We start from the raw sequence: 25107 nt of genomic DNA on the forward strand, positions 1-25107 counted from the left end.
CTGCGACATCGGACGAATGTTTTTTTCGGCGCCCTTCAGGGTAAGCCCTCACGAGTGGTGCTTCTTCCTCAACAGCGGTTTCTCGCGCGCCTCCAACGCGCGGCCGCACGATTGAGGGGGAAGTCTCAAAGTGCCGTCTACGTCTTCATGTCCGTCAGGTCTGTTCGCCGGCGCCAGCCTGCTGGCCCTGCTCGCCGCGCCGCCGGCTTTCGCCGCCCCGGCGGAACCGGTGCTCAGTTTCGCGATCCCGGCCGGCAGCCTCGAGAGTGCGCTGACCGCCTACGCCACAAGGGCTGACCTGCAGTTGCTCTACACGCCCGATGTCGTGCGCGACCACAGGACGCCGGGTCTGGTTGGCGACTTCACCGCCAAGGAAGCCCTGGCTCGTCTCCTGGCCGGCACGGGCGTCATCGCCCAGGAGAGCCGACCAGGGGTCATCGTGCTTCGGATCGGCATGGTCACAGCCCCACTGGAGACCGTCCAATCCGAGGTCGCCACCACCTCGTCCATGTTGGACGAGGTGGTGGTGACCGGAACTCACATTCGCGGCGCGGCCCCTGGGGCTTCGCCGGTGCTGATGGTGGACCGCGACGAGATCGACCGACAGGGCTACGCCACGGTGGCCGACAGCCTGTCGGCGCTGCCGCAGAACTTCTCCGGCTCGGCGACCTCTGACGTGGCCTCCGCTGGCCTGGACGCCACCAGCCTCAACTTCGGCCGGGCGACGGCGATCAACCTCCGCGGCCTGGGCCCTGACGCCACCCTGGTGCTGGTCAATGGACGGCGGATGGCCGGCACGGGCGGCAAGGGCGACTTCGCCGACGTTTCGGCCATCCCCACGGCGGCGGTGGAGCGGATCGACATCCTGCTCGACGGGGCTTCGGCCCTCTATGGGGCGGACGCCGTCGGCGGGGTGGTCAACATCATCCTGAAGCGCAATTTCGAGGGGGCCGAGACGCGGGCGCGGTATGGCTGGGCGAAGGGCGGAGCTCAGGAGATGCTGGCCGCCCAGACCCTCGGTCACGTCTGGAGCACCGGCCGGGCGCTGATTTCCTATGAATATTATGAGCGCGAGGCCCTGCCCTTCTCGGCCCGCGCCTATACCCGCAGCGCCGACTTCAGGCCGTTCGGCGGCGCCGACCGACGCACCAACATCGCCAGCCCCGGGAACATCGTCCTCGTCGATCCGGCGACCAACGCCGCTGTGCCGACCTGGGGTGTTCCGGCGGGCCGCTCGCCCCTGCGCCCCAGCGACTTCGTGCGCGGCGTCATCAATTTGCAGGAGCCCCGCGCCGACCAGGACCTGTTGCCCGATCAGGACCGCCACAGCGTCTACGCCGCCTTCGGCCAGGAGCTCACCGCCCATCTCGAGGTCACCGCGGACCTGCGCTACAGCCATCGCACCTTCGACAGCCGCTCGGTGATCCCCACCGCCGCGATCACCGTCAGCGACAACAATCCCTATTTCGTCTCGCCCAACGGCTCGCGGAGCCACCAGATCTACTATTCGTTCGCCCGGGACCTTGGCCCGACCCGCCTGTTTGGCAGCTCCGAGAGCCTCGGCGTCTCGGCTGGGGTCGAGGCCCGTCTGGGGGACGACTGGCGAGGTGAGGCCTATGGCGCCTATGGACGCGAGCTGGTGCGGTCGGGCACCGACGGCAATCTCAACAGCCTCTTCCTGCGCGAGGCCGTCGGCACGGTCGCCGACAATCCGGCGACAGCCTTTCGCACCTCGGTGGACGGCTTCTTCAACCCGTTTGGCGATGGCGACGACAACGCCCAGGCGATCCTCGACTTCGTCGGCAGCGGCTATGGACGCCAGCGCTATCAAAGCAAGGTCGCCTCGCTCAACGCCCAGGCCGATGGCCGTGTCTGGCGGCTCCCGGGGGGTGACCTGAGGTTGGCGCTAGGCGTGCACGGCCGACGCGAGCATTTCTCGCAGCGGGTCGAGAGCTTCACCGGTACGGCGGCGCCCACGGTGACCACCAGCCCGACCTACGCGCGCGAAATCCTCGCTGGCTTCGCCGAACTGCGGGCGCCGCTGGTGGGACCAGACAATGCGCGGCCCGGCGTTCGGGCCCTGGAACTCTCCCTGGCCCTGCGCACCGAGCGCTACAGCGACTTCGGAACCACCACCAATCCGAAGGTCGGCCTTGTCTGGGCGCCCGTCGAGACCCTTCGCCTAAGGGGCACCTATGGCCGCTCGTTCCGCGCCCCGACCCTGACCGAGATCTACGCCACCCAGGTGATCAGCGCGACCAACTACCAGAAGGGGGCGGCGCGCATCCTCTCGCTCAACCTGACCGGCGGCAATCGGGATCTCGAGCCGGAGCGGGCCAGGTCGTGGACCCTGGGCGCCGACTGGTCGCCAAGCCTCGTCGCCGGCCTCAAGCTGTCGGCGACGGTGTTCGACACGCGGTTCTCCAACCAGATCGACCGTCCCGTGGCGCAGAATACCGCCGCCGCCCTCACCGATCCTGCCCTCGCGCCGTTCGTGCGGATGATCGACCCATCCCAAGCGGGCGATCTGGCGGCCGTCCAACGCCTGCTAGACGATCCCACCTATGCGACGCCGGGCCTCTACCCCGCCAACGCCATCGGCGCGATCGTCGACACCCGCTACGTCAACACCAGCGTCCTGCGGGTTCGGGGCCTCGATCTCACGGCCGCCTACGCCTTCGCCTGGAACGAGGACCGGTTCGTCGCCGGCCTGAATGCGACCTACCTGATGGACTACCAGCAGCAGCTGACCCCGACAGCGCCGACCTATCAGCGGGTCGATCTCGCCGGCCTGCCGGTGGATTGGCGCGCACGGGCCTGGCTCAGTTGGACCCGGGGCGAGTTCGGCGCCACTGGCGCGGTGAACTATGTCGACAACTCCCGGAGCCACCAAGGCAAACGGATCGACGCCTGGGCCACGGCCGACCTGCAGGTGACCTGGTCGCCGTCCCGGTGGGACGGCTTGACCCTGGCGGTTTCGGCCCAGAACCTCCTCGACACCGACCCGCCCTTCTACGAGACCGAGAATGGGACGGTGGGCTACGACCCTGCCAACGCCGAGCCGCTCGGGCGCTATCTGGCGGTCCAGCTGACCAAGCGCTGGTAGGGCGCTGTCATGCGACGTCTGGCCTTTGCAGCGGCGGCCCTGGCCGCCGCCCTCCTCTGCGCGCCTGCGACCGCCGCGCGGCCGTACGGGGTGGCGGACTTGCTGGCCACGGAGGGGGTTGGTCGGATCGTGTTCGATCCGACCGGCCGCTGGATGGTGATCGAGCGGCGTCGGCCTTATCGGACGGCGGCGCGGTTCGACTACAACCAGCAGACCGGGATGTTGCTCACCGAGTTGCTCAAGGTGGACCTCAGCGACGCCGCAGGCCGAGGGACGCCGCTCATGCCGCAGGACCTGGCGGCCGGCGTCCTGGCCGGTCCGATCTCCCCGGACGGCCGGCGCATGTTGGTGCAGCGCCTGCACGACCACAGCTTCGATCTCGGGATCGTCGAGATCGCCACTGGCGCGGTGCGCTGGCTGCCGCTGACGCCGGAGCTCGCCAACCATGGCGCGACAGCGGTGTGGCGCGGTCCGCACGAGGTGTTGGCCATCGTCCGCGCCCCTGGCGACCTGCCTCGACAACTGGCCCTCGGATGGGAAGCTCAGGCGCGACTGCAGTTGCTTTGGGCGAAGACCCGGGAGGGCCAAGACCCCTCGGTCACCGCCATCGGCAGCGGCCGGTTTCTGGATGTCCGGCCACGGGAGGCGCCGGCACGGTTGGTGCGGATCGACGTCCGGTCGGGGGCTGTCGCCGAGCTGGCGCGCGGTGAATTCCAGGACATAGCCCTGTCCGCCTCCGGGCGCTGGGCCGCCCTCATCGAGAACGGCGCAGATCTACAGCCGCAGGCGCAGGAGGCGATCTACACCGCTTTCCCAGCGCGGCGACGCCACTTGCGGCTCGTCGACGTCACCTCCGGCGAGACGTGGGAGCCCTGCCCCGACTGCGATGTCACGTTTGGGCTGCTCGATTGGGCCAAGGCCTCGGCCCGCTTGGTCATCACCGCCCGCGCCGCGGGTCCCGATGGCGATGGCAAGGCCCTGGTGGTGATCGACGCCCCGCGGCGCAGCGTCACCCGGCCGCCGCTTGGCGACCTGGTGCTTGACCTGCAAACGACGCGCAATGAACAGGCGCGACGAGCCCGCGCGACCTGGTTGGGCGAGGATCTGCTGGTCTTCGCGCACGATCGGACGGGGCGCAGCGATTGGTATCGCCTGCGGGCCGGAGGCGCCCAGGCGCTGACGCGGTCCATGCCGCAGACGCCGCGGCAGGTGGCCGCCGCGCGCGCAGGTCGGATCGACCTGGTGGCGGGCGGCGCGCTCTGGGAGATCTCGACCAGCGGCGCCGTCCGGCGGCGCGTCCGGCGCGATGGCGACCGCCCCCTCCCCCTGTCGCAGGACCCCCATGCCCGCGCGGCGGCGAACCCCGTCGCGCCGACCGATCTCGTCCTGAGCGGCCCGCGGGGTCTGGTGCGTGAGCGTCCTGGCCATGACGCCGCCCTGCCGCTCCCGCCCGGTTGTGCGAACCCGATCCGGGGTCCGGAACATGTGGCGGCGGTCTGCGCCGGCCCCGGCGGGCGCCGGGAGGTCCTGGTCGGCGATTGGACGCGCGGGTGGCGCAGCGTGCTGACGCTCAACGCCGGCCTCGCCGAGATCGAGCCCGCGGTGCTGCGCCGGGTCGCGCCGAAGGGCGCCCGCGCCCCCAGCTGGCTCTACCTGCCGCGGACGCCGCCGCCGGCCCGAGGCTATCCGCTGGTGGTCATCCCCTATCGTGGCGCGGTCTATCCCGAGCCTGATCCTCGGTTCGAGGTCGGCGCCTTCACCGCCTATCTCAATCCGCAGATTCTGGCGGCCCAGGGCTATGCGGTGCTGACCCCCAGCCTGACCTATGACGAGACGCAAGGCGAGCCGGCCGCGGGCCTGGCCGCCGACATCCTGCAGGTCGTGGACGCCGCCTTGGCGGCGCAGCCGCTCGACGGCCAGCGCATCGCGCTCTGGGGCCAAAGCCTGGGGGGCATGAACGCGGTGGCCGCCGCTGCTCAAAGCCCGCGGTTCCGCAGCGTGATCGCGGTCGCGGGCATGCACGACATCGTCTCGCGCTGGGGCATGATCCCGGTCCATCGCTGGGTGGTTCCAGACGACACCGCCTCGATCGGCCCCTCGGGGGCTGTGGAGGGCGCGCAGGCGCGGATGGGCGCGCCGCCCTGGGCCGACCCCGAGCGCTATCTGCGAAACAGCAATCTCTTCTCCGCCGGCGCGATCACAGCGCCCGTGCTGCTCGTGCATGGGGAGACCGACGAACTGCGTCCCGAGCAGTCCCAAGAGATGTTCACCGCCCTCTATCGCCAAGGGAAGGACGCTCAGTTCGTGACCTATTGGGGCGAAGGGCACGCCCTGGCGAGCCCAGCCAACATCGCCGACTACCTGGCCCGGGTGCTCGCCTGGCTGGACGCCACCCTGCCGGAGGCGCCGGCGGCCGCCAGCCGGTCCGCCCAATGACGCACCCAGGCCTCGACCACGGCGAAGCTCATCAGGGCTGAATAGTCGCCGCGCCAGATCAGGTGGTCGCGCACCAGCATCGGTTCCAGCCGCGCCCGATCCAGGAGCCCTGCGCGCACCAACTCCCCGTCCAGCAGATAGTCGCGCAGCATCGGCAGGCTGGCGGCCGCGACCTGGCCGTAATAGGCGCCGAGTTCGCCCTTGGACTGCCGCAGCCGCACGCTGTCTGGCAGCCGCCCGGCGAAGGCCTGCCGCGCCAGGCCGCGGTCACGGCCGCCGGCGGTCAGACGCGATGTAGGTAGGCTGAGGCAGAGTTCCATCACCGGCTGGGCGAGCAAGGGGTGGACGACCTCGGCGGCCCGTCCGCGCAGGCCCTCGATCTGGATGGTCAGCTTGTGGGCCAAGGTGGCGATCTGGACCTGCTTGGCCGGTGGCAGGTCTTCGATGCCCTCCGCCCAGGGATGCCCGGCGACCGGGCGCAGCTGCCGGGCCAGGTCGAGCTTCCAATCCAGCCCGGGTGTCGTCCAGATACTGCGACGGCACCAGCGCGCGACGTTCAAGGCGTAGTCGGATGTCCAGACAGCTGGCCCTCGATCGCGCAAGGCGTCGATCAGCAGCAATGGGGTCGGCGTCGCGAAGAACGCCATGTCGCCGCCCTGGCCGGTGACGATGCGGCCAGCCCCGAGGGTGCGCGCACGGTCGGCGGCGTCGGCGTCCCGCGCCGCGTCCTTCGCCGAAAACCCCGGCCGCAAACCGTCGGCGCACAGGGCCAACATCATTTCGGTGACGGCAAAGTCGGGCTTGAGCACTTCGGTGAGCGGGATGTCGAGATGGCGCGCGACATCGCGGGCATAGGCGCGCTCGTCGCCGCGCCGGCCGGGCACATAATAGTTTGTCCACTCAAGGACCTGGTCACGGACCTGGCCTGCTAGGCTGGCGGCCAGGATCGCAGAGTCCAGGCCTCCGGAGATCTCGGCGAGCACAGGGGCGTCACCCACCAGCCGCCGGACGCAGGCGTCCACGGTGTCGCGCAAGGCGGTGTGCGCATCGCGTGGCGTCGCCGCTCGGGCCGCCCCTGCCGGCGACCAGACTTGCCGAACGCCGCCGTCGCTCCGCAGCAGGGCGCCAGGGGTCACGGCCTCAAGGCCGCTCAAGGCGGCCTGGGCGCCAATGGCGGCCGAGGAGCGCACCCAGGCAGCGACCGCGCGCCAATCGATCGCCAGGTCCAAAGGCCAGAGTTCAGGCGCCAACCAGGTCGGCAGGTGGCTGGCGACGATCTGCGTCTCCTCCCGCGACCAGGTCATGGCCTCGAGGCCGCCGCCGGGATCACGCAGGATCGACCAAGCGCCGCCGGGCTCGGTGATCAAGGCCACGTACCGCCCCCAGAAGCGGGTGAGGAGGTCGGCCGCGATGGCTTCCACGGGCGCCGCGCGAGAGATCACCAGGCTCTCCACCTCCTCGCCGACCGCGCCTTGAAAGCTAGCGCGGTAGAGATCGCCGAGCACCAGGCCGCGGTCGCCCGGTAATCTGCGCACCGGAGCACCGGATGGATCGCGCACCAGCACGAGGCTGTCGGGCGCCTCCCAGGCGATGCGCCAATCGGACGGCGCGGCCGCCCGCAGGGCCATGACCGCGTCTGGAGTCGCCCCCGTCCAGCGCAGCGCGACATAGGCGGCCACGGTTAGACCACCATGATCGGTTCGAAGCTGGAGACATAGTCGACGGTGTCGTTGAGAACGACGTCGCCGGCCTGGACCCAACAGTGGGCGGCGAAGGGCCAGGTCCGCACCGCGAAGACCCAGTCGGCCCGCAGGTCATGGCAGGCGAGGATGTCTAGCAGCAGGAAGGATTGGTAGAGGCACGCGCCCTGGACCGGCAGCCACGGGAGGCTGGTCTGGAAGCCTGCGCCGAGTCTGGCGGCCGCGGCGATATCCAGCCGGCCGCCGCGCTGAGCGCGCCGCCGGCCGACCAGATCGGCGAACGGGCGCCGATGATACCGCGAGAGCATGGCCAGGCTGCCGACCACTAGGTCTGGCCAGGACGGCGCACGTCCCCGCGGCGCCGGCACGACGTCGAAAGCCTCCTGGGTCGGCGGCGGTCCCCAGCGACGGGGCTGGAGAACCTCGCGGTCGGTGAGGAAGTTCGCCTCTTGCAGTTCCGCGGCAAGATCGTCGGCGAGGCCGCGCAGCACGCCCAGCGCCGGATCGAGCAACAGGTTTGCCCCGGCCTGAGGCAGGCAGAAATACTGGTCCCTCGACACATCGAGCAGCACCAGATCCTCGCCGCAGAGGGCGGCGTGAACGTCCTGAGCCAATCGCCAGATCCGTTGAGCCATGGGTGCGCATCCGAAAGAGGCGGCCGACGCCGGACGACCGGCGCCGGCCAGCCCCCTTACGGATAGACCTCGTCGAACTCTTCCGGGTTCAGGCCCTGGATGCCGCCGAGGGTGAGGCGGCGGGCGTCGCCCAGGCAGATCAGACGGGTGTTGCGCGTCTTAAGCATGGTAGCCTCCATTCACATGAGGTCGCTTCAGTGCGACCTGGCCAGGAGGCGCCCAGCCCATAGTGTATTCAATCTATAGGTGTTCTATATTTCGCCCTCGCCGGACCTGGCGCTGACGGCGCGCGCCAGCCGATCGGCCTCCGTCACCCGGCGGCGGTGATAGGCGCGAAGGGCATGGCTGAGGCGCGTTCCGTCCGCCTGCGCGGCGGCCAGAGCCTGCAGCTCCATCGCGGCCTCCGTGAGCACCCCGCTCTCGGCGAGCCGCACCGGATGCAGCCGATCGGCCAGCACCCCGTGAAACCTCGCGAGGGTGCGATTGCCGCCGGCGCGCACCAGGGCGGCGAACAGCTGCGCGCTCGCCGCCGCCAAGGCCGCCCCGGAGTTCGGCATCTCGATGGCGAGCGGAGCAAGGTCCGCGGAGACCCCGCGGCGGCCCGCGTCTGCAGCGGCGTGCAGGGTGAGCGCGCCGTGCAGGCTGTAGAGGTCGGCGATCTCGGCCGACCCCAGGCGCCCGGCCAGATAGCCCCTCGCCGCGCCCCGTCGGCCTTCGATCAGGCCCTCGCCGGCCAGGAACGCCAAGGCCTCGCGAACCGGTGTCGCACTCAGCCCCAGGGACTGGGCGAGATCCATCACCACCAGGGGCGCGCCTGGGCGCAGCTCGCCCTGGCGCAGTCGCATGCGCAGTTCGCTCAGCGCCTCGCCGAAGGGGTCGCGGGTTCGCATGGTCGCTCCCTCGCCATCAAGTACAGGCGAGCACTTTGCGACCGTAGATTCATGGGAGTCCAGAAAAACTCACGCCACACGGCAGATATGAGACCGAAACACAGTCATTCGCCTACGATTCGCCATCTTATTGCGAACATATCGCAAGATCATGGCACTATCATGCAAGGGATTTGCGCAGCCTCGTCTGATATCTTGATTTCTAAACAGAAGCGGCGACGAATGCTCCTGCGAGCAAACGACCTTTTCTTTGCCAATTGCACGACGGAGCATTGAACGCCCCCTCGGTCGCGCTCTATCTGAGGCTGTTCAGCCAGCCGGACCCGAGCCCGCATCGATGACCGCCGCTTCCCACCTGCCGGCTGAAGAGGCCGCGACGCTGTCGCTCGTCCTGCGCACCATCCGTCGGCGCCGGGGGCTGAAGGCGGGTGAGATCGCGCGCGAGATGGGGCTCGGCGTGCGCACCTATCAGTATCTGGAGGCCGGCCAGAGTCCCTGGGACCCGGAGCGGATTCGGAGGTTCGCGCAGGCGACCGACAGCGACCCCCACGCCATCGTCGCGGCCGTGATGCTGGGCTCGCCCAACCTCGCCATCTCGGCGATGGACAACAAGCTGGTCAGCGTCCTGATGGCTGGACTGAAGCGCTTCGACGAACGGATGGGCGAGGACATGGCGCGGATCGAGGTCGGCCGCTCGATCGCCGCCATCCGGCGGGTGTTCGGCTTCCTGGAGAGCGATCTGGCCGAGCGCGACGCCCAAGCCAAGGCCTGGCTAGACGTCGCCGCGGAGTCCGCCGCCGGCCCCGATGACCGGGAAGCTGACGATTGAGCGCCCAGGCGCTTTGCAACCTGAGGCCAATCCCCCAATGTGGGGGTTCATGCGAAACGATCTGAAGCATCTGCCACGGGGCAAGCAACGGGAACTGGCCGTGGTGGTCGAGATCCTGCTGGAGGAATTCAGCAAGATCATCGCCACGCGCAAGGCGCCGCGCCTGCGCGACGGCCAGGTGCTGAAGATCATCCTGTTCGGGTCCTACGCCCGCACCGACTGGGTCGAGGACCCGATCGGCCGGTACTTCTCCGACTACGACATCCTGCTGGTGGTCGATCACGACGACCTGGCCGACACCGTGGAGTTCTGGGACACTGCCGAGGCCCGCATCCTCAAGGAGCTCTCGGCCGGCGAGAAGCTCCGCACCCCGGTCAACTTCATCGTCCACAGCCTGCAGGACGTGAACCACCAGCTCGAACGCGGCCGCTACTTCTTCGTCGACATCGTCCGCGACGGGATCCTGTTGCACGACACCCCAGCCTCCGATCTCGTCACGCCCGCCGAACTGTCGCCCAAGACGGCGCTCGAAGAAGCTGAAGGCTATTTCGAGCAATGGTTCGAAAGCGCAGACCTGTTTCTCGAAACAGGCGTGGATCACATGGGAAAGGGCTCCCGCTGGTCCAAGAAGGCCGCCTTCGAACTCCATCAGGCGGCCGAACACCTCTACAACTGCGTCCTGCTCGTCCTCACGCTCTACACGCCGAAGTCCCACTGGTCTGCGCCCCAGGAAGTGATCCATCCCTTATGTTGGTCCGAGGACCATTTGGATGGAACGAGAGATGGCAAGGAAGCGTCACAAGCCGGAAGAGATCGTCGCGAAGCTGCGGCAAGTTGATGTGCTGACGGCGCAGGGTCAGTCGATCGCCGAGGCGGTGAGAACGATCGCGGTGACGGAGACGACGTACTTCCGCTGGCGCGCGGAGTACGGCGGGCTGAAGACCGACCAGGTGAAGCGGCTGAAGGATCTGGAGCTGGAGAACGCCCGGTTGCGGCGTGCGGTGTCGGACCTAACGTTAGACAAGCTGATCCTGACCGAGGCCGCCCGGGGAAACTTCTAAGCCCCGCCCGTCGCCGGGCCTGCATCGACAAGGTGCAGGCGCAGTTGAAGGTGTCTGAGCGCCGCGCCTGCGCGGTGCTCAGACAACACCGATCCACCCAACGCAAACCGCCCAGGGGCCGCGACGACGAGGCGGCTCTAACCGCCGACATCATCGCGTTGGCCAAGACCTACGGCCGCTACGGCTACCGGCGGATCACGGCCTTGTTGCACCACGCGGGTTGGTCGGTGAACGCCAAGCGCGTGCAGCGGATCTGGCGACGGGAGGGGCTGAAGGTCCCACAGAAACACCCAAAGCGCGGCCGGCTCTGGCTGAACGACGGCTCGTGCGTTCGCCTGCGCGCTGAACGGCCCAACCACGTCTGGTCCTACGACTTCGTCGAGGACCGCACCCACGATGGACGCAAATTCCGTATGCTCTGCGTGATCGACGAGTTCACCCGTGAGGCCCTGGCCATCCGGGTCAAGCGACGGCTCAACTCCACCGATGTACTGGAGACCCTGGCGGATCTGATGATCCTGCGCGGACCACCGGCCTATGTTCGGTCAGACAATGGCCCGGAGTTCATCGCCAGGACCCTGCGTGAATGGATCGCCGCCGTCGGCGCCCAGACCGCCTACATCGAGCCAGGAAGCCCCTGGGAAAACGGCTACTGCGAGAGCTTTAACAGCAAGCTTCGCGACGAACTGCTCAACGGCGAGATCTTCTACAGCCTGACGGAGGCCCAGGTGTTGATCGAGGCCTGGCGGCGGCACTTCAACGCCGTCCGGCCCCACAGCGCGCTCAACTACCGACCACCAGCGCCCGAAGCGATCATCCTTCGCGGTGGAACCATCGTGCCATGGGCGAGCGCGCCAGCTGTTGAGGGCGCGCGCTCGCCCACCCCAACCATGGCCTCAGAGCCAGCCATGCACTAACATTGAACCCGGATCACCCAATCGGGTCAGGCCAACCCTCCGACTCGATACCGCCCGCGACATGGAGGTGTCCCGTAAGGACAAACGGCAAACCATCCATCTGCCCCCGTAACGTGTCGAGCAATTCCGCGTAGAGACTGCGCACCCCTGCGACGACGGGCGAACCCGATTCGCCATCCAACCGCGTCAAATTCGGAAGGCATGCGGCCGTCGGGTAAGAGACCGCCAAGACGTTAGCGGCCACAGCTCCGCTGGCGCCGGCGATCGGCACGAGGTGGCGTGCCGCCTCAACCCGCCCGTCATGCCGCCGCACATTTCCGACGACGCGGATATTGAATGCCTCCAAGAGGGGCCGCGGCGCTTCCAACCGACCTGCGGCATCATGATTGCCGGCGACGATCACGATTGTCATTCTTGGCTGCGCGCGGCTCAGCCGCACAAGCGCATTGTAGAAAAGCTGTTGCGCTTCTCCGGACGGGTTCTGACTGTCGAATACATCGCCGGCGATTATGAGCGCATCGACATTCCGCTCAACGACGATCTCTTCGAGGCGATCAAAGACTTTACGGTGCTCGTGCTCGCGCGAGAACCCGCGCAGCGTTTGACCGACGTGCCAATCAGCCGTGTGCAGAATGCGAATCATTGCCCTTGGTCCTCCGGCTCTTGCACCGGAGGAGTGCCCGACCATGCTTTCGAGATTACGCCCCAATCGACGCCTCGCTCTTCGGCCAGCGTCCACACCTTCCAGAAATCCGGGTCCGCCGACTGCGGCCGCTGCGCATCGGGCAATTCATCCACCTCTACCAGAACCGGGATCGGTGCTGCCCAGCCGAGGAGGACAGCCTGTCGGGACGGTAAACTTGGCAACTCGCGGAGCAGCCCGCCTACATTATCGGGAACCAGGCGCGCGACGAGATTCTGGTCTGCGTCATTGACTATGCGGTGCAATAGAAACGTGTTGCATTGAGCGAGCACCGTCGGAGAAAGCTCCGACGGACGCTGTGACGAAAGCACTAGCCCAAGCCCGAACTTGCGTCCCTCACGGGCTATACGCTCGAACACCTCGCGGCAGAGTTGGGTTGGAGATGAGGCAGGGCCGTCATCGTCCTTACCACGCCGAACGAATGTGTGCGCTTCCTCAAGGACGAGGACGGTCGGCAAGGTCTGGCCCTTCGGATGGCCGCGGCGATACCGCTGAAGAGATTCGAAAATCAGCCGTGCTAGAACAGAAACAACGATGTGAACGATCTCGGACGGGACGAGAGATAGGTCGACAACTGCGATCTGTCCGTTGCTTGCACCATCGTCGCCCACGTAATCCTTCAGCCAGGTTTCGAATGAGGTCGGCGGATCGCGCCCAATTACCGCGCCAAGTCGCTGGTCAGCGAGCATTCCGCGAATGCGCAGTCCAAGCGTTGAGATAAACCCCGCAAGGTTCCCCCCTTGCTCGGTTGCCACCCGGTCGAGGTGTTCGGCAAGAATGTTAACGTCAAAGAACTGCGGGGCGTCCTCGCTGATGGGCGCCGCGTGGCCGACATCCGGCAGTGTCTGCGCCAAGGTGTCCAATGCGCCACGGACCGTCTCCAGGTCAGCGATCGCGAAGTCATTGAAGAAATTGCCTGAGCGCCGCTGATCGACGACTCCCGTGGTCGTGGTTGCAATTGCAGCCAGGGCCCCACTCACCGGCTCCTGAACCTCACCGGCAAACTGGGAACAATCTGAAGCGATCGTTTCAAGGAGCCGCGCGCATTCGAATCTCGGTCTCGGGGCACCCGCGAAGGCCTGGGTGCCGGTGTTCAGCATCGCCAAAATACGGATTGAATAGGAACCGAGGTAGCGGCGGATCATCGCCTCTCTCGGCACACCCTCCGTCTGGCCGGCCTTCAATTCTCGGAGCCCCTGCATCAGCAGCGGCCGTTGCGCACCGGGCTGGGCGTGCGCGACCGCGGTCCATTCGTGCCCGCTCCAGAGCCACGCGGGGACGTCGAGCGGTCGCTCTCCTTCTGCCACGGGTGGAACGCGAAACAATCGCAGTTCGTCTCCCCGATCAGCAAAGGCCCTGGCGTATTCGCCATTTGGATCAAGGACGATAAACCGCGCATTGGGCGCTCCGGTCTTGCCGGCGTCCTGGATGGCCTTCTCGGCCGCCGCCATAGACCATCGAATTAGCCCCGCCACGGTGCATGATTTGCCGCTGCCGGTGTTTCCCAACACGGCCAAGTGCCGGCCGAAGAGCTTGTCAGGATCGACCATGATGGCGGCATTTGACGCCATCGGAGAGGATCCAATTCTGACTCTCTTGTCGTCGTCCCTCGCTCCTACGATGGCTTCGACCTGTGAGGGCGTCGGAATGAGAACCTGGTCTCCCACTGACGGAAATGCGACAACGCCACGGGAGAGTTCGTATACGGTTGTTCCCGAAGCGCGATCGCGTCGGGATGTCAGCGTTCCGACCGGGGACAGCGACATTTTCCGCAGCGGAAATGGCAGATCGATCAGGCCGAAATCTTTAAGGCCGGCACGCTTTGGATAGGGAGAGCGCTCGATCCCAATCCAGGTGATGTAGGCAACCGTCGCACCGGCTTCATTGGGGATGAGCAGATATCCATTGAGCCGCGGAAAGCCAGCCGGCACACCGGTATTTAGCGCCGTGGAGTGCGGAGCATCGAGCTCGAGAAGGACCCGAACTTCGTCAGGCGCGACCGACTCGACCACACCGACCACAAGACCGGACAAACGTTCGACTGGAGTTGTCATGGTCGCCTCATACCGCACCGATTGAGGGTGCTGGAGACGATGCCGCCGGCGGATCGTTTGCTTTTGGATCGCCCGGTCGATGCTTCAACAGCTCGGTCATTCGGCCGGATATATAGTCGAGCGCCGGCTTTGGCAGATAGTTTGCGACTAGCGTTTGAAGGTCTGAGAAATGCGGGCCGATCAACAGCGAGACCTGCGCATCCCGCGTCTTTTCAATGAAGGCTTTGAGGCGGTCATCAGCCTCATAGGCCATGATCACCAAATGGGTCGACGGGATCGTCAGCATATCGAGCAGCACTCGATTCACATGGTCGTCACCGAAGCCATAGCCGTAGGTCACGACAACAGCGTTGGGTCGGCAGGCTGCGGCTGCGAAGTCGCGAAAGAGTTCCGCATAAGGGTATTGGGTTGTTTCGACATCCTTCGCGGGATTGGGATAGATCATCACCGTATCGACGGGCTTTTTGGGAATGTCGGTATGATCCGCAGGCGCTCCGAATGGGATGCCCTTGCGATAAATTCGCCGCTCGTTCTTATCGAAAAACCAGTCCAGTGAGCCGTGGAGCTTGGTCAGGCGAATGACGCCCTCCATGAACCGAGGTTCTCCCCGAATGCCGGGTGGATTGTAGTGGACGTCAACTTCAACACGCGACGCTCGGAAGACCGGATTCAGAGCGCCGACGAATCTATCGATGATCCGAAGACCCGCAAAATCGCAACCATGTTCGATCAGGCGGTCGTAGTTGGTTGTGAAGACGTGCAAACGTTCACGTGACGCAGCGCGGCTCGCAAAACTCAACAGGAATGATTGCAGAGTTCCTTGGGCAGCATCCTTCGATGCCGGATCCTTTCCAACGACAATCCCGCTTTCCGTCTTCAACAATGAAGTGAGGAAGCCGGACATCTGGGTGTCAATGCCGTCCTTGAGGCTCTTCTCTGCCGCCTTGTCGATGACTCCAAGGCCCTCAAGCAGCGCAAGCGCACTTCGAAACTGATCTTCGATGTTTGCTGCGCCTCTTTTCATGGCCGTCGCTCCGGCCTGGGCGTGGGCATCGATGGCGACGTCATACGTCGTGCCAAATGTAACCTTGGCCATTCCGGTCGCCCCTACACCCGCGAGGTAACCGACCGCAGTGGTGAACCCGCTGCCGAGCAGCAGATTGAGGTGCTCTGCCTGGAAAACAGCGGAAAGCCATGGCTCGATGTGCTTTCGAGCACTGTTGGTCAGGGAGTCCAGTTCATCGAGGTCGGTGGGTAGATCGTCCCAGGAGCCTGAATGGCTGCCCACGCGATAAAAGTGCTTCTTATCCATACTTCCCCCCGAGACCGCGATCACGGCCCTTTTCTTCATCAATTGCGCCACTCGGGACGAAATAATTTGTCATCCCGCTATGCCTCATCGATTGCTGCTCCTGGCGACCACGGCCCGCTCGGCGGCCAGACTCGTTGTTCATTCAGTCCGACGACCAGCGGCATCAAGAAGACGCGAAGATCGGCGATGGTAACGGCGAAAGCGTCAGGTGCGGCTGCCATCCGATCGCGGCCGAGGAAGGCGCGCCATTGAGCAGCCCATGCCTCCGCGAATTCATCGGTCAGGCCAACCGGAATATCGGACGGAAGAACCGTTCCGCGTCGTTCGAAGGTTCGCTGGACGGCCTCGACAAGGGCGGCCTGGCGAAGCTCGAATGTTCGGGAAATCACCCAGAGATCATAGAAGTCCTTGAGCCTGCTATTGGCCACACCGAGGGTCACAAGAGCCTCGAATTTCTCGGCCACCACCGTTTCGACGGGATAGGCTCGAAGATGCGGCGCCGGTGCGTCAAGCAAGGCGGGGTAGTCGATCTCTATAGCCGCGGGCGTAATGGCATCGCCAAAACCAATGTCGACCTGGATCGATATGCGCGCGCCGGCGATCGTTGCCGTCGTGCGAACACGCACGCCACCATATTCCACCTCCTCGCGGATCGGCGCCGCCATCAACGCGGCGACGTCAAACGTCACACCGTCGTCGGCAACAGGCTGCGCACAAATGGCCCGGAAGGTCTCGGCGATGGCCTCGGCGTCGTTGTCGCCGTGGCCAAGCAGATCCAGATCGCGAGTGGGCCGGAACGGGTCGGCGACCCAGGTCACGAAGAGCATCGCACCTTTGAGGATGAAGCGATCGCGATGTGGTGAGACGCTCAGCCGGTAGAGCAGACGCTCGAGCGCATAGCGCGTCAGGAGAATCTGGAAATCCGACCGTTCGGCACGTGCCCGGTCGAGGAGCCGCGCCCGCACTGATGCGCCGATGTTGCGGGGCTCACGCGGCATCGGACACCATTGCTTCGACGTAAGGGCGCATGATTGACCAGACCCGCGCCTTGCGCGCGTAACGCCAGAGCTGATCCGGCTTGCATCGGCGGCGGCGGAGGCCCTCGCGCAGTCCCTCCATCGCTACATCGAGACCGACCTTGGTCCGATAGCGAAAGCAGTCGACGATTGTTCTCGCCGGATCCGTGATGGGAACATCGACACTCTCGATGCGGTGACGCTCCACCCCTTCGGTCAGCGCAGACCCCGTAAAGCGCACGAACCGGATAGGTGGATAATCGATCTTGGGACGCCAGGCGGCGCGGTCGATCGCCATCCACACAGCCGAGGGCATCTGCAGCGTCAGTTCGTGGTATTGGAGCGCTGAGGTCAGGCAGACCACGCCCTTTGGGACCAGAACAGCGGCTTCGGCAAGCGCATGGGCAGCCTCAACCTGGGTATCCGGGAGCTGATAGAGGCCGCGCGCCGGTCGGACGACCGCTTTCTCCCGAACGAGACGGGCGAGCGTCTCCGGTCCAATGCCTTCGGCAACGAATTCCTTCAGCCGGAGCATTCCCCGGGCCTTCAGGAGGTCGAGCGCACGAAGTCGCTGGGCGGTGGCGGATGTCATGGTCGGTGACGTTTCCTCTGTTCTGGCAAAATATAGCAGAGGTTTTATCACAACTCTGCGTGCTCGGAAATCCTGATTTTTGTGCCTTTTCGTCTAGCCAACCCTTTGGTGGGGAAAGCCTTCCCCCTGGCCGGCGCCGTGGTCGCCGGCGCACCCCCTTCTGCGGGGGGACCCCCAGGCTGTGCAAAAACCGATGGCGAGCGGCGCCGGCCGCGTCGCCGTCGCTTACGCGGCGTACAGCGCGTGGATCAGCGGGCAGCCTGGGTCCTGACCGGCCTCGCAGGCCCGTACCGAGCCGGCGAGGACCCGCTCCATTCGCTTGAGGTCGGCGATGCGCGCACGCACGTCCTGCAGGTGCGAGGCCGCGAGATCCCTGACCTCCGCGCAGGACGCCTGGCCGCCGGCGGCGAGCGCCAGCAACGCGCGAACCTCGTCCAGCGTGAAGCCCAGCTCCCGCGCCCGACGCACGAAGCCCAGGCGGCCCACGTCGTCGCCACCGTAGCTGCGATAGCGGCCGCGCCGGGGCGGGGCCGGCATCAGGCCGATCCGCTCGTAGTAGCGGATCGTCTCGATGTTGCAGCCCGTGCGGCGTGAGAGCTCGCCGATCTGGATCGCCTGGTCGGCCATGGGGAGCGCGGCTTTCGATTAGGGCTTGAGTCTGTAGTCGCTACAGATGGCATCCTAGTCGTCATTGCACCAGGAGACGACGGCGTGACGGCAAGCAGCGGGCTTCGAGTCCGACGGGAAGGACAGGGCGGCAAGCCCGCCGAGACCGCCTTGAACTGGGCGGCGGTCGCCGCTGCGGCCGGAGCGGTCTTCGCCTGGGCCGCATGCTGCGTCCTACCGATGTCGTTGGCGCTGGCTGGCCTTGGGCTGGGCGGTCTGGGCTGGGTCGCCGGTCAGCGCACCTGGTTTACGCTCGGGGCGCTGGCCTTGATCAGCGTGGGCTGGGTCGTCACCTGGCGCCGGGCGCGGACGTGCCGGGTCGATAGCAGCTGCGCTGCGCCATCACGGCTGGGGATCGCCATGCTCGGTGCGGCCACCGTCCTCGTTCTGCTTGCTCTGATCTGGCAGCCTATCGTCGAGCCCTGGGCCCTGGCGCTGATCCGGAGCGCCCGCGGATGAGCGACGTGCAGATTGAGCTCCGCTCTACGCTCACCTGTCCGCACTGCGGCCACCAGGCGACCGAGACCATGCCGACCGACGCCTGCCAGTACTTCTACGACTGCCAGGGCTGCGGCGTCGTCCTCAAGCCCAAGCCGGGCGACTGCTGCGTCTTCTGCTCTTACGCGGACGTGCCCTGTCCGCCCATCCAAGAAGCAGGGGCCAGCGGTGGGGCCGCCGCCTGCTGCAGCGGCGGCCGCGATGGGTAAGTGCGACGCGGTTGGCGGTGCCAAAGATTGGGCCAGCGACACGCGCGCCTTCATCGCGCTCTGGGCGCTCCCCGGCGCAGCGATGCTCGCAGCCCTCCTGCTGGAGCCCACGCTTCGCGCAGCCGTCTGGGCGGGCATGCTGGTCTGGATGGGCTTCGCCTGTCTGCTGAACGCCCGGCGGTGCGGCCGCATCCACTGCCGCGTGACGGGCCCCTACCTCCTGGCGATGGCAGGCTTGGTGGTCGCCTACGCCGCAGGCGCGGCACCGTTTGGCCCACACGGTTGGAGCTTCCTCGGGGGCGCAACCCTCATAGGCTTCGTGGTCCTCTGGTGGGGCAGCGAGCGTCTATGGGGCAAGTTCGGGCGGCCATAGCGACCAATCGGCTGAATACCCGCTACGCTCCCGCCGTCGGCGCCCCGCGTCGAAACCTGCCGCCGAGTGGACCTCGGCCTTGCCAAGTGGAATTGGCGACCAAATCACAGTAGAATCAATGAGCTACGAAACTGCCGTGAGGGTTCTCGTGAGCTTCTTGGAAGGAACAGATCGGACACAGGTAAGCCTGCTGCCTCCCTGCATCGATGACTATGTCGCTCCCGAATCCCTGGTGCGAGTTGTCGACGCGTTCGTTGGTAGTCTCGACCTCGCAGAACTCGGCTTTGCTCGCACCGTCGCGGCGGCGACCGGCCGGCCCGGCTACCATCCCGGGGACATGCTTCGGCTGTATGTCTGGGGCTATCTCAACCAGGTTCGCTCTTCCAGGCACCTCGAGCGGGCCTGCATCCGCGACCTTGAAGCGCTGTGGCTCATGAAGCAGCTCGCGCCGGACTATCGCACCATCGCCGCCTTCCGGCACGACAACCCCGAGGCCATCGTTGCGGCGAGCGCGGCATTCATCCAGTTCTGCCTCGACGGCGGGCTCATCACCGGCCGGATGGTGGCGCTGGACGGGACGAAGATGCGGGCCGTCGCCAGCCCGAAGAACATCGCCGGCGCCGAGCGGCTGGCTCGCGACGTCGCACATACCGAGAAGGAGATCGCCTACTACTTGGACCGGCTCGACGCCATGGACGAAGCCGTGACCCAGGGCTTCGACGACCAACCGGTTCACCGGCAGGCCTTCACTGACGCGATCGCCGCGTTGAGCCGGCGGAAGGATCGGCTGGCGCGCCGGCAAGAAATCTTGGTGGAACGCGCCGAAAAGGTGCTGGTCTTCGGCGAGCCCGACGCGAGGCCGATGGGCTACGCCCACTCACCCAAGATGCCCTGCTACAACATGCAAAGCGTCGTGGACGTAGATAGCGGTCTGATCGTCCACCACGACGTCGCCAACGAAGCGAACGACAGCCAACTCCTGCACCCAATGTCGCTGGCGACGATGGAAGTGCTGCAGGTCGACCGCCTGACTGTTCTGGCGGACGGCGGCTACTCGAACGCCCAGGCGATAGCGGCGTGCGAGCACGATCGAATCGAGGTCGCGGCGCCGATCAAGCGCGGCGCGATGAACACCGACTTCTTTCGGCCGACCCAGTTCGCATTTGATGAGGCGTCAGACACCATCCGCTGCCCGGCGGGTCAGACGATGAAGCCCTCCGGCAAACACACCCGCAATCGCGCCATCCGATATCGAACGACCGCCTGCAGGGACTGCCGCCTGAAGCCGAGATGCACAGCGGGCGCCCAACGGACGATCCATCGCCTGTTCGACCAGGCGGCGCTCGATCGCATGGAGGCGAGGATCTACGCCAATCCAAGCCTGATGGTGACGCGCCGATGCACGGTTGAGCACCCGTTCGGCACGATCAAGCGAATGTCGGGAGGTGGTCGGTTCCTTACCCGCGGCCTCAGAGCAGTAAAGGCAGAGGCAGCGCTCTCCATCCTGGCCTTCAACATCATCCACGCGGTGAATGTCTTCGGTCCGGCGCGCCTGACACCGTCGGCCTAAACGGCCGGCTCGATGCGGCGTCCACGCCAGGGCGGCCGGCGAGTTTTGGCACAGCCTGCCCCGCAACGCCCCCTTAGAGGGAGAGTGCGGACCGGATTGCCGTGACGGGTTGATGGTCGAGAGAGAGGCTCCCGGCGCCCGTCGCGGAGATCCGCGATGTCCAGACATGACCGCAGCGCTCGTTCCGGCTCCGACCGGGCGAACCTCTATGACGAAATCACTGGCAAGATCATCGCCGAGCTGGAGGCCGGCCGTGTGCCCTGGGTCCAGCCTTGGGGCACTGCGGCGGCGAAGGCGCCGCTCGCGATGCCGAGGAACGCGGCTACTGGCCGAGGCTATTCCGGCATCAATGTGCTGATCCTCTGGGGCGCCGTGATCGAGCACGGCTTCCCCGGCCAGAGCTGGCTCACCTTCAGGCAGGCCCTCAGCCTTGGCGGTGACGTCCGCAAAGGCGAGCGCGGCACCACGGTCGTCTATGCCGACCGCTTCATTCCCGACGAGGAGAAGAAGCGCGCCCGCGAAACTGGTGAGGAAGCCCAGACCATCCCCTTCCTGAAGCGCTTCACGGTGTTCAACGCCGCGCAGTGTGACAGGCTGCCCGAAGAGGTCGCCGTCATCGCGCCGCCCCCGCCGCCTGGTCTGATCGAACCAAGGGTCGAAGCGCTGATCGAGGCCACCGGCATCGACTTCCGGATCGGCGGCAACCGGGCCTTCTACATGCCGGCTCTTGACTATGTGCAGGTGCCGCCGCCGCAGGCCTATTTCGAGCCGATCAACTGGCACCGAACCGCCCTGCACGAGCTGGGGCACGCCAGCGGGGCGCCGCACCGGCTGAACCGCGATCTCTCGGGCTCCTTCGGCACGAAGAAATATGCCTTCGAGGAATTGGTTGCCGAGATGAACGCCGCCTTCTGCTGCGCCTCGCTCGGCATCGTGCCGACGGTGCGCCACGCGGATTACATCGCCGCCTGGCTGGAGGTGCTCCGCGACGACAATCGCGCCGTCGTGCGCGCTGCCTCTCAAGCAAGCAAAGCAGCCGACTACATTCTCGGCTTTCTGCCCGAGGACGAACGGCTCGTGCCGGCAGCCGCCGACATCGACGAGCGGGAGGCGGCCTGATGACAACGCGCGCCCATGGCGAGCATCTGCTCAAGAACGCCGCCGGGTTTCTGGCCGGCGCCCAGCACCTATCCCGGGATGACCGCCACGCCCGTGAAATCCTGTTTCACCACATCGCCTGTGCGATCGAACTGTCGCTCAAATCCTTCCTGCAATTCCGAGGTTGGAGCGACGAACGGTGCCGGCTCGAAATCCGGCACGATCTGACCAAGGCGTTGGATGCCGCTGAAGGGCTCGGCTTTCATCCGAGCTACCCAGCCCTGCATCCGCTCCTCACAATCCTCTCGCCCTACTATTGCCGCCATCGCATTCGCGATCTCGCGGCGCACGAGCCCGCGCTCTTGTCGCCGCAACAGGCGCTCAAGGCGGCAGAGGAACTCTTGAGCGACGTCCGCGGCGCTTGTTCCAAGGGTTCCGGGCTCGGCGGGCCTTCGTCACGGAGCCCCTGAGAGGAAGAGGGTCGAGGGATTTTCGTGACGGGTTGGAGGCCGAGAGAGAGGCTTTCGGCCGCCCGTCGCGGAGTAAATCCCGATGGCTACTGCCGTTCAGAAGATCACCCTGTCGTCCTCGCGCGACATTCCCTTCAACAAGCTGGTGCTGAGCCAGTCGAACGTCCGGCGCGTGAAGGCTGGCGTCTCGATCGATGACCTTGCGGCCTCGATCGCCCGGCGCGGCCTCATCCAGAGCCTCAACGTCCGCCCCGTCCTCGACGCCGAGGACCAGGAAACCGGCATGTTCGAAGTCCCAGCCGGCGGCCGCCGCTATCGGGCGCTGGAGCTTCTGGTGAAACAGAAGCGCCTGGGCAAGACGGCCACGGTGCCCTGCGTGGTACGCGATCCCTCGACCGCCATCCTCGCCGAGGAGGATTCGCTCGCCGAGAATATCGAGCGCGCGCCGCTCCATCCCCTCGACCAGTTCCGTGCGTTTCAGGACATGCGCCTGAAGGGCCAGTCCGAGGAGGACATCGCGGCGGCCTTCTTCATCCCCGTCAACGTCGTGAAACAGCGCCTGCGCCTAGCTGCGGTCGCGGAGTCGCTCCTCGATGTCTATGCCGAGGACGGCATGACGCTGGAACAGCTCATGGCCTTCACCGTCTCGGCCGACGAGGCGCGGCAGGTGCAGGTCTGGGAGTCGATCCGCAACTCCTGGTCCAAGGAGCCCTATCAGATCCGCCGGATGCTGACCGAAAGCACCGTGCGGGCGTCCGACAAGCGGGCGATCTTCGTCGGGCTCGACGCCTATGAGGCCGCCGGCGGCGGCATCATGCGCGATCTTTTCCAGGCCGACGACGGCGGATGGCTGCAGGACCCGGCGTTGCTCGATCGCCTGGTTTCCGAGAAGCTGAAGAACATCGCCGACGATGTCGCGGGCGAAGGCTGGAAATGGATCGAGGTCGATGTCAGCCATCCCTACGATGTCGCGCGCGGACTGCGCGAGATCACCGGCACGCCGGTTGATCTAACCGACGACGAGCGCGCGACGATCGAGGCCCTCAACGCCGAATACGCCAAGCTGGAGGCGGAATATGAAGGGGCTGACGAACTGCCCGATGATGTGGACGAGCGGCTTGGCGAAATCGAGACGGCGCTGAACGCCTTCAACCAACGGCCCACCATCTATGATCCGGCCGACATCGCCCGCGCCGGCATCTTCATCAGCATCGACGCCGATGGCTCGCTCTCGATCGATCGCGGCTATGTGCGTCCGGAGGACGAAGCGCCCGTGACCATCGAAACCGATGGCGGTGACGCCGACCAGGGTGCCGAGAGCTCCGATCCGGTGGCGCCGTCGGTGCAGCGAGCCGTCATCACCATCGGCGGCCAGTCGGCCGAGACCGAGGATGACGAGGAGGAGACGATCAAGCCCTTGCCCGAACGGCTCGTGATGGAGCTGACCGCGCATCGCACGCTGGCACTGCGCGACGCATTGGCGAACAATCCGCATGTCGCGCTGACGGCACTGCTGCACAAGCTCGTCACCGACACCTTCCAGCGCAGCTCGACCACTGGCGGATGCCTGGAAGCCAGCGTCCAGCACGTCTTCTTCCCGGTGCAGACCGCCGACCTGAAGGACAGCGCGTCCGCCAAGGCTGTCAGCGAGCGGCAGGAGGCGTGGAAGACCGACGTCCCCCAGGAGGATCAGGCGCTGTGGGATTGGCTCGACGGACTGGACGACGCCAGCCGTCTGGCGCTGCTCGCCCACTGCGTCAGTTACGGCGTCAATGCGCTGTTCGAGAAGGCCGACCGCTATGGCGGCCCCGGCGTCTCGCAGCACAGCCTCGAACGCCGCCTCGGTCAGGCTGATCGGCTGGCCCGCGCAGTCCGGCTCGACATGGTTGAAGTCGGCTGGACGCCTACCGTCGATAACTATCTCGGCCGCGTGACCAAACCGCGCATCCTCGAAGCCGTGCGCGAAGGGGTTGGCGAGCGGGCCGCGCAGCTCATCGACCATCTGAAGAAGGGCGACATGGCCAAGGAAGCGGAACGGTTGCTGGCCGACAGCGGCTGGCTGCCCGACCCGCTGCGCCTCGCCGAGATCGAACCGGCCACCGGGCCGGCGGCCGAGGCCGATGGGGAGACCGAGGCGCTGCCGGATTTCCTCGCGGGCGATGACGAGGCCTCGGCAGACAGCGAGGACGAACCGGCTCACCTGGTCGCAGCCGAATGATCCACACCGTCCGGCGGTGATCGCCGGCTCGCAAACGCCGATAAGCTAAAGCCCGGCCCCCTGCGCCACAGGGATCAGCCGGGCTTTTTCTTTGTTGGCGATTGGCGCTGACGCCCCACCGACCAGCGGGCACGCCGTCCTTCTACCAGACAGCCACCTCCCACTGGCCGTTGACGCGCGCGAATCCGATCGGGCGGTTCTGGGACGCAGCATTGGGCCGCGTTGGGTCCATTGTAAGCTGCGTCATGCACGTGACGCCGGGGCCGACACCGCCCGGAGAGCAATCGCCAAGCTTCAACGTCGCGTTGGCCAGCGACGTGCCCGTGAAGAGCTTGTGACGCCGGACGGCGTCCGTCGCTTCCTCCTCGGTCGGCTGTGCGACGCCCGCGACCGCAGCGGCCGAGGTCGTGGGAATGAGGATCGGTCGCAAGCCGAACCCAGCACCAAATCCCACCGCCAAGGCGACCACGGCGACAATACCGACTGCGCTTGCTTTCATCCTTTGCCTCCTCGACCGCGTTGCCCCGAAGACGCGGCAGCCTCGGAGGCCGAAGGGGATACGCGCCTTGAGATTGTCGACGGAGTGTAGTCACCACGCCCGCCGATCGAAACCCCACCCGCATCTTGGTCGCGTCGTAACGAGCGGTTTGTGCGGCGGCGCTGCGCGTCAAGCCTTTGGAATCAGAGGGAGAGGACAGCCGGGACGGGTTTGAGCCGGTGCGGTCGAGAGAGAGAGCGCCGGGCGGCTCGGACT

At 66.3% G+C, this 25107-nt stretch carries 22 protein-coding genes; 12 read left to right on the forward strand and 10 right to left on the reverse strand.

Annotation, left to right across the window (positions count from 1 at the left end):
* The first annotated feature begins 130 nt into the window (after positions 1-130).
* Positions 131-3106 carry a TonB-dependent receptor gene (locus Q8M13_RS13845; protein WP_305300528.1) on the forward strand — a complete coding sequence of 992 codons (2976 nt, stop codon included), beginning with the start codon at positions 131-133 and terminating at the stop codon, positions 3104-3106.
* Between the two features lie 9 nt (positions 3107-3115).
* Positions 3116-5542 carry a prolyl oligopeptidase family serine peptidase gene (locus tag Q8M13_RS13850; protein WP_305300529.1) on the forward strand — a complete coding sequence of 809 codons (2427 nt, stop codon included), beginning with the start codon at positions 3116-3118 and terminating at the stop codon, positions 5540-5542.
* Here the strand turns inward: Q8M13_RS13850 and Q8M13_RS13855 are convergent.
* From Q8M13_RS13855 to Q8M13_RS13865, 3 genes are all read right to left on the reverse strand, one after another.
* Positions 5464-7221, reverse strand: coding sequence for an asparagine synthase C-terminal domain-containing protein (locus Q8M13_RS13855; RefSeq protein ID WP_305300530.1), 1758 nt, complete (start codon positions 7219-7221; stop codon positions 5464-5466). The genes Q8M13_RS13850 and Q8M13_RS13855 overlap by 79 nt on opposite strands.
* A 2-nt stretch (positions 7222-7223) precedes the next feature.
* A complete protein-coding gene (locus tag Q8M13_RS13860; RefSeq protein ID WP_305300531.1) occupies positions 7224-7877 on the reverse strand; it encodes a lasso peptide biosynthesis B2 protein in 654 nt (217 codons plus the stop codon).
* 251 nt (positions 7878-8128) lie between these two features.
* Entirely contained in the window at positions 8129-8767 is a 639-nt protein-coding gene (locus Q8M13_RS13865; protein WP_305300532.1) for a GntR family transcriptional regulator, read from the reverse strand.
* Between the two features lie 337 nt (positions 8768-9104).
* Between Q8M13_RS13865 and Q8M13_RS13870 the strand changes: the two genes are divergently transcribed.
* The 3 genes from Q8M13_RS13870 to Q8M13_RS13880 all read left to right on the forward strand — a co-directional run bounded on the left by Q8M13_RS13870 (position 9105) and on the right by Q8M13_RS13880 (position 11574).
* Complete coding sequence (locus Q8M13_RS13870; RefSeq protein WP_305300533.1) at positions 9105-9596, forward strand: helix-turn-helix transcriptional regulator; 492 nt, start codon at positions 9105-9107, stop codon at positions 9594-9596.
* Positions 9597-9645: 49 nt separating this feature from the next.
* Positions 9646-10434, forward strand: coding sequence for a nucleotidyltransferase (locus tag Q8M13_RS13875; protein ID WP_305300535.1), 789 nt, complete (start codon positions 9646-9648; stop codon positions 10432-10434).
* Positions 10379-11574 (forward strand): IS3 family transposase gene (locus tag Q8M13_RS13880; RefSeq protein WP_305300536.1). Its coding sequence is split into 2 segments (ribosomal slippage): positions 10379-10649 and positions 10649-11574, totalling 1197 coding nucleotides; the frame shifts between segments, so codons are not numbered across the junction. The genes Q8M13_RS13875 and Q8M13_RS13880 overlap by 56 nt, the downstream gene beginning before the upstream one ends.
* A 13-nt stretch (positions 11575-11587) precedes the next feature.
* Here Q8M13_RS13880 and sbcD read toward each other — a convergent pair.
* From sbcD to Q8M13_RS13910, 6 genes are all read right to left on the reverse strand, one after another.
* Positions 11588-12217, reverse strand: coding sequence for an exonuclease subunit SbcD (sbcD, locus tag Q8M13_RS13885; protein WP_305300537.1), 630 nt, complete (start codon positions 12215-12217; stop codon positions 11588-11590).
* The gene (locus Q8M13_RS13890) at positions 12214-14331 is read right to left on the reverse strand and encodes an ATP-binding protein (protein ID WP_305300539.1); all 2118 of its coding nucleotides are present in this window, start codon (positions 14329-14331) and stop codon (positions 12214-12216) included. The genes sbcD and Q8M13_RS13890 overlap by 4 nt, the downstream gene beginning before the upstream one ends.
* Positions 14332-14338: 7 nt before the next feature.
* A complete protein-coding gene (locus Q8M13_RS13895) occupies positions 14339-15643 on the reverse strand; it encodes an SIR2 family protein (protein WP_305300540.1) in 1305 nt (434 codons plus the stop codon).
* 77 nt (positions 15644-15720) lie between these two features.
* Positions 15721-16641 (reverse strand): nucleotidyl transferase AbiEii/AbiGii toxin family protein, encoded by a 921-nt coding sequence (locus tag Q8M13_RS13900; RefSeq protein ID WP_305300541.1) that lies wholly within the window; start codon positions 16639-16641, stop codon positions 15721-15723.
* Positions 16631-17251, reverse strand: coding sequence for a type IV toxin-antitoxin system AbiEi family antitoxin domain-containing protein (locus tag Q8M13_RS13905; RefSeq protein ID WP_305300542.1), 621 nt, complete (start codon positions 17249-17251; stop codon positions 16631-16633). The genes Q8M13_RS13900 and Q8M13_RS13905 overlap by 11 nt, the downstream gene beginning before the upstream one ends.
* Positions 17252-17476: 225 nt before the next feature.
* On the reverse strand, positions 17477-17878 hold the full coding sequence (locus Q8M13_RS13910) for a helix-turn-helix domain-containing protein (RefSeq protein WP_257817738.1): 402 nt from the start codon (positions 17876-17878) through the stop codon (positions 17477-17479).
* Between the two features lie 84 nt (positions 17879-17962).
* Between Q8M13_RS13910 and Q8M13_RS13915 the strand changes: the two genes are divergently transcribed.
* The 7 genes from Q8M13_RS13915 (at position 17963) to Q8M13_RS13945 (ending at position 24353) form a co-directional block, all read left to right on the forward strand.
* Positions 17963-18376, forward strand: coding sequence for an MFS transporter permease (locus Q8M13_RS13915; RefSeq protein ID WP_068878769.1), 414 nt, complete (start codon positions 17963-17965; stop codon positions 18374-18376).
* Positions 18373-18624, forward strand: coding sequence for a GDCCVxC domain-containing (seleno)protein (locus Q8M13_RS13920; protein ID WP_068878768.1), 252 nt, complete (start codon positions 18373-18375; stop codon positions 18622-18624). Before Q8M13_RS13915 ends, Q8M13_RS13920 begins: the two co-directional genes overlap by 4 nt.
* Positions 18625-18706: 82 nt before the next feature.
* Entirely contained in the window at positions 18707-18997 is a 291-nt protein-coding gene (locus tag Q8M13_RS13925) for a hypothetical protein (protein WP_197422718.1), read from the forward strand.
* 148 nt (positions 18998-19145) lie between these two features.
* Complete coding sequence (locus tag Q8M13_RS13930; RefSeq protein WP_082765788.1) at positions 19146-20567, forward strand: IS1182 family transposase; 1422 nt, start codon at positions 19146-19148, stop codon at positions 20565-20567.
* Between the two features lie 156 nt (positions 20568-20723).
* Entirely contained in the window at positions 20724-21686 is a 963-nt protein-coding gene (locus Q8M13_RS13935; RefSeq protein ID WP_305300547.1) for an ArdC family protein, read from the forward strand.
* Positions 21686-22135 carry a hypothetical protein gene (locus tag Q8M13_RS13940; protein ID WP_305300548.1) on the forward strand — a complete coding sequence of 150 codons (450 nt, stop codon included), beginning with the start codon at positions 21686-21688 and terminating at the stop codon, positions 22133-22135. The genes Q8M13_RS13935 and Q8M13_RS13940 overlap by 1 nt, the downstream gene beginning before the upstream one ends.
* 82 nt (positions 22136-22217) lie before the next feature.
* A complete protein-coding gene (locus Q8M13_RS13945) occupies positions 22218-24353 on the forward strand; it encodes a ParB/RepB/Spo0J family partition protein (protein ID WP_305300549.1) in 2136 nt (711 codons plus the stop codon).
* Positions 24354-24495: 142 nt separating this feature from the next.
* On the opposite strand, the gene Q8M13_RS13950 is transcribed toward Q8M13_RS13945, so the two are convergent.
* On the reverse strand, positions 24496-24852 hold the full coding sequence (locus tag Q8M13_RS13950; RefSeq protein WP_305300550.1) for a hypothetical protein: 357 nt from the start codon (positions 24850-24852) through the stop codon (positions 24496-24498).
* Positions 24853-25107 lie beyond the last annotated feature (255 nt).

This window comes from Phenylobacterium sp. (assembly GCF_030681155.1).
In the GTDB taxonomy this organism is placed as follows: Bacteria; Pseudomonadota; Alphaproteobacteria; order Caulobacterales; family Caulobacteraceae; genus Phenylobacterium.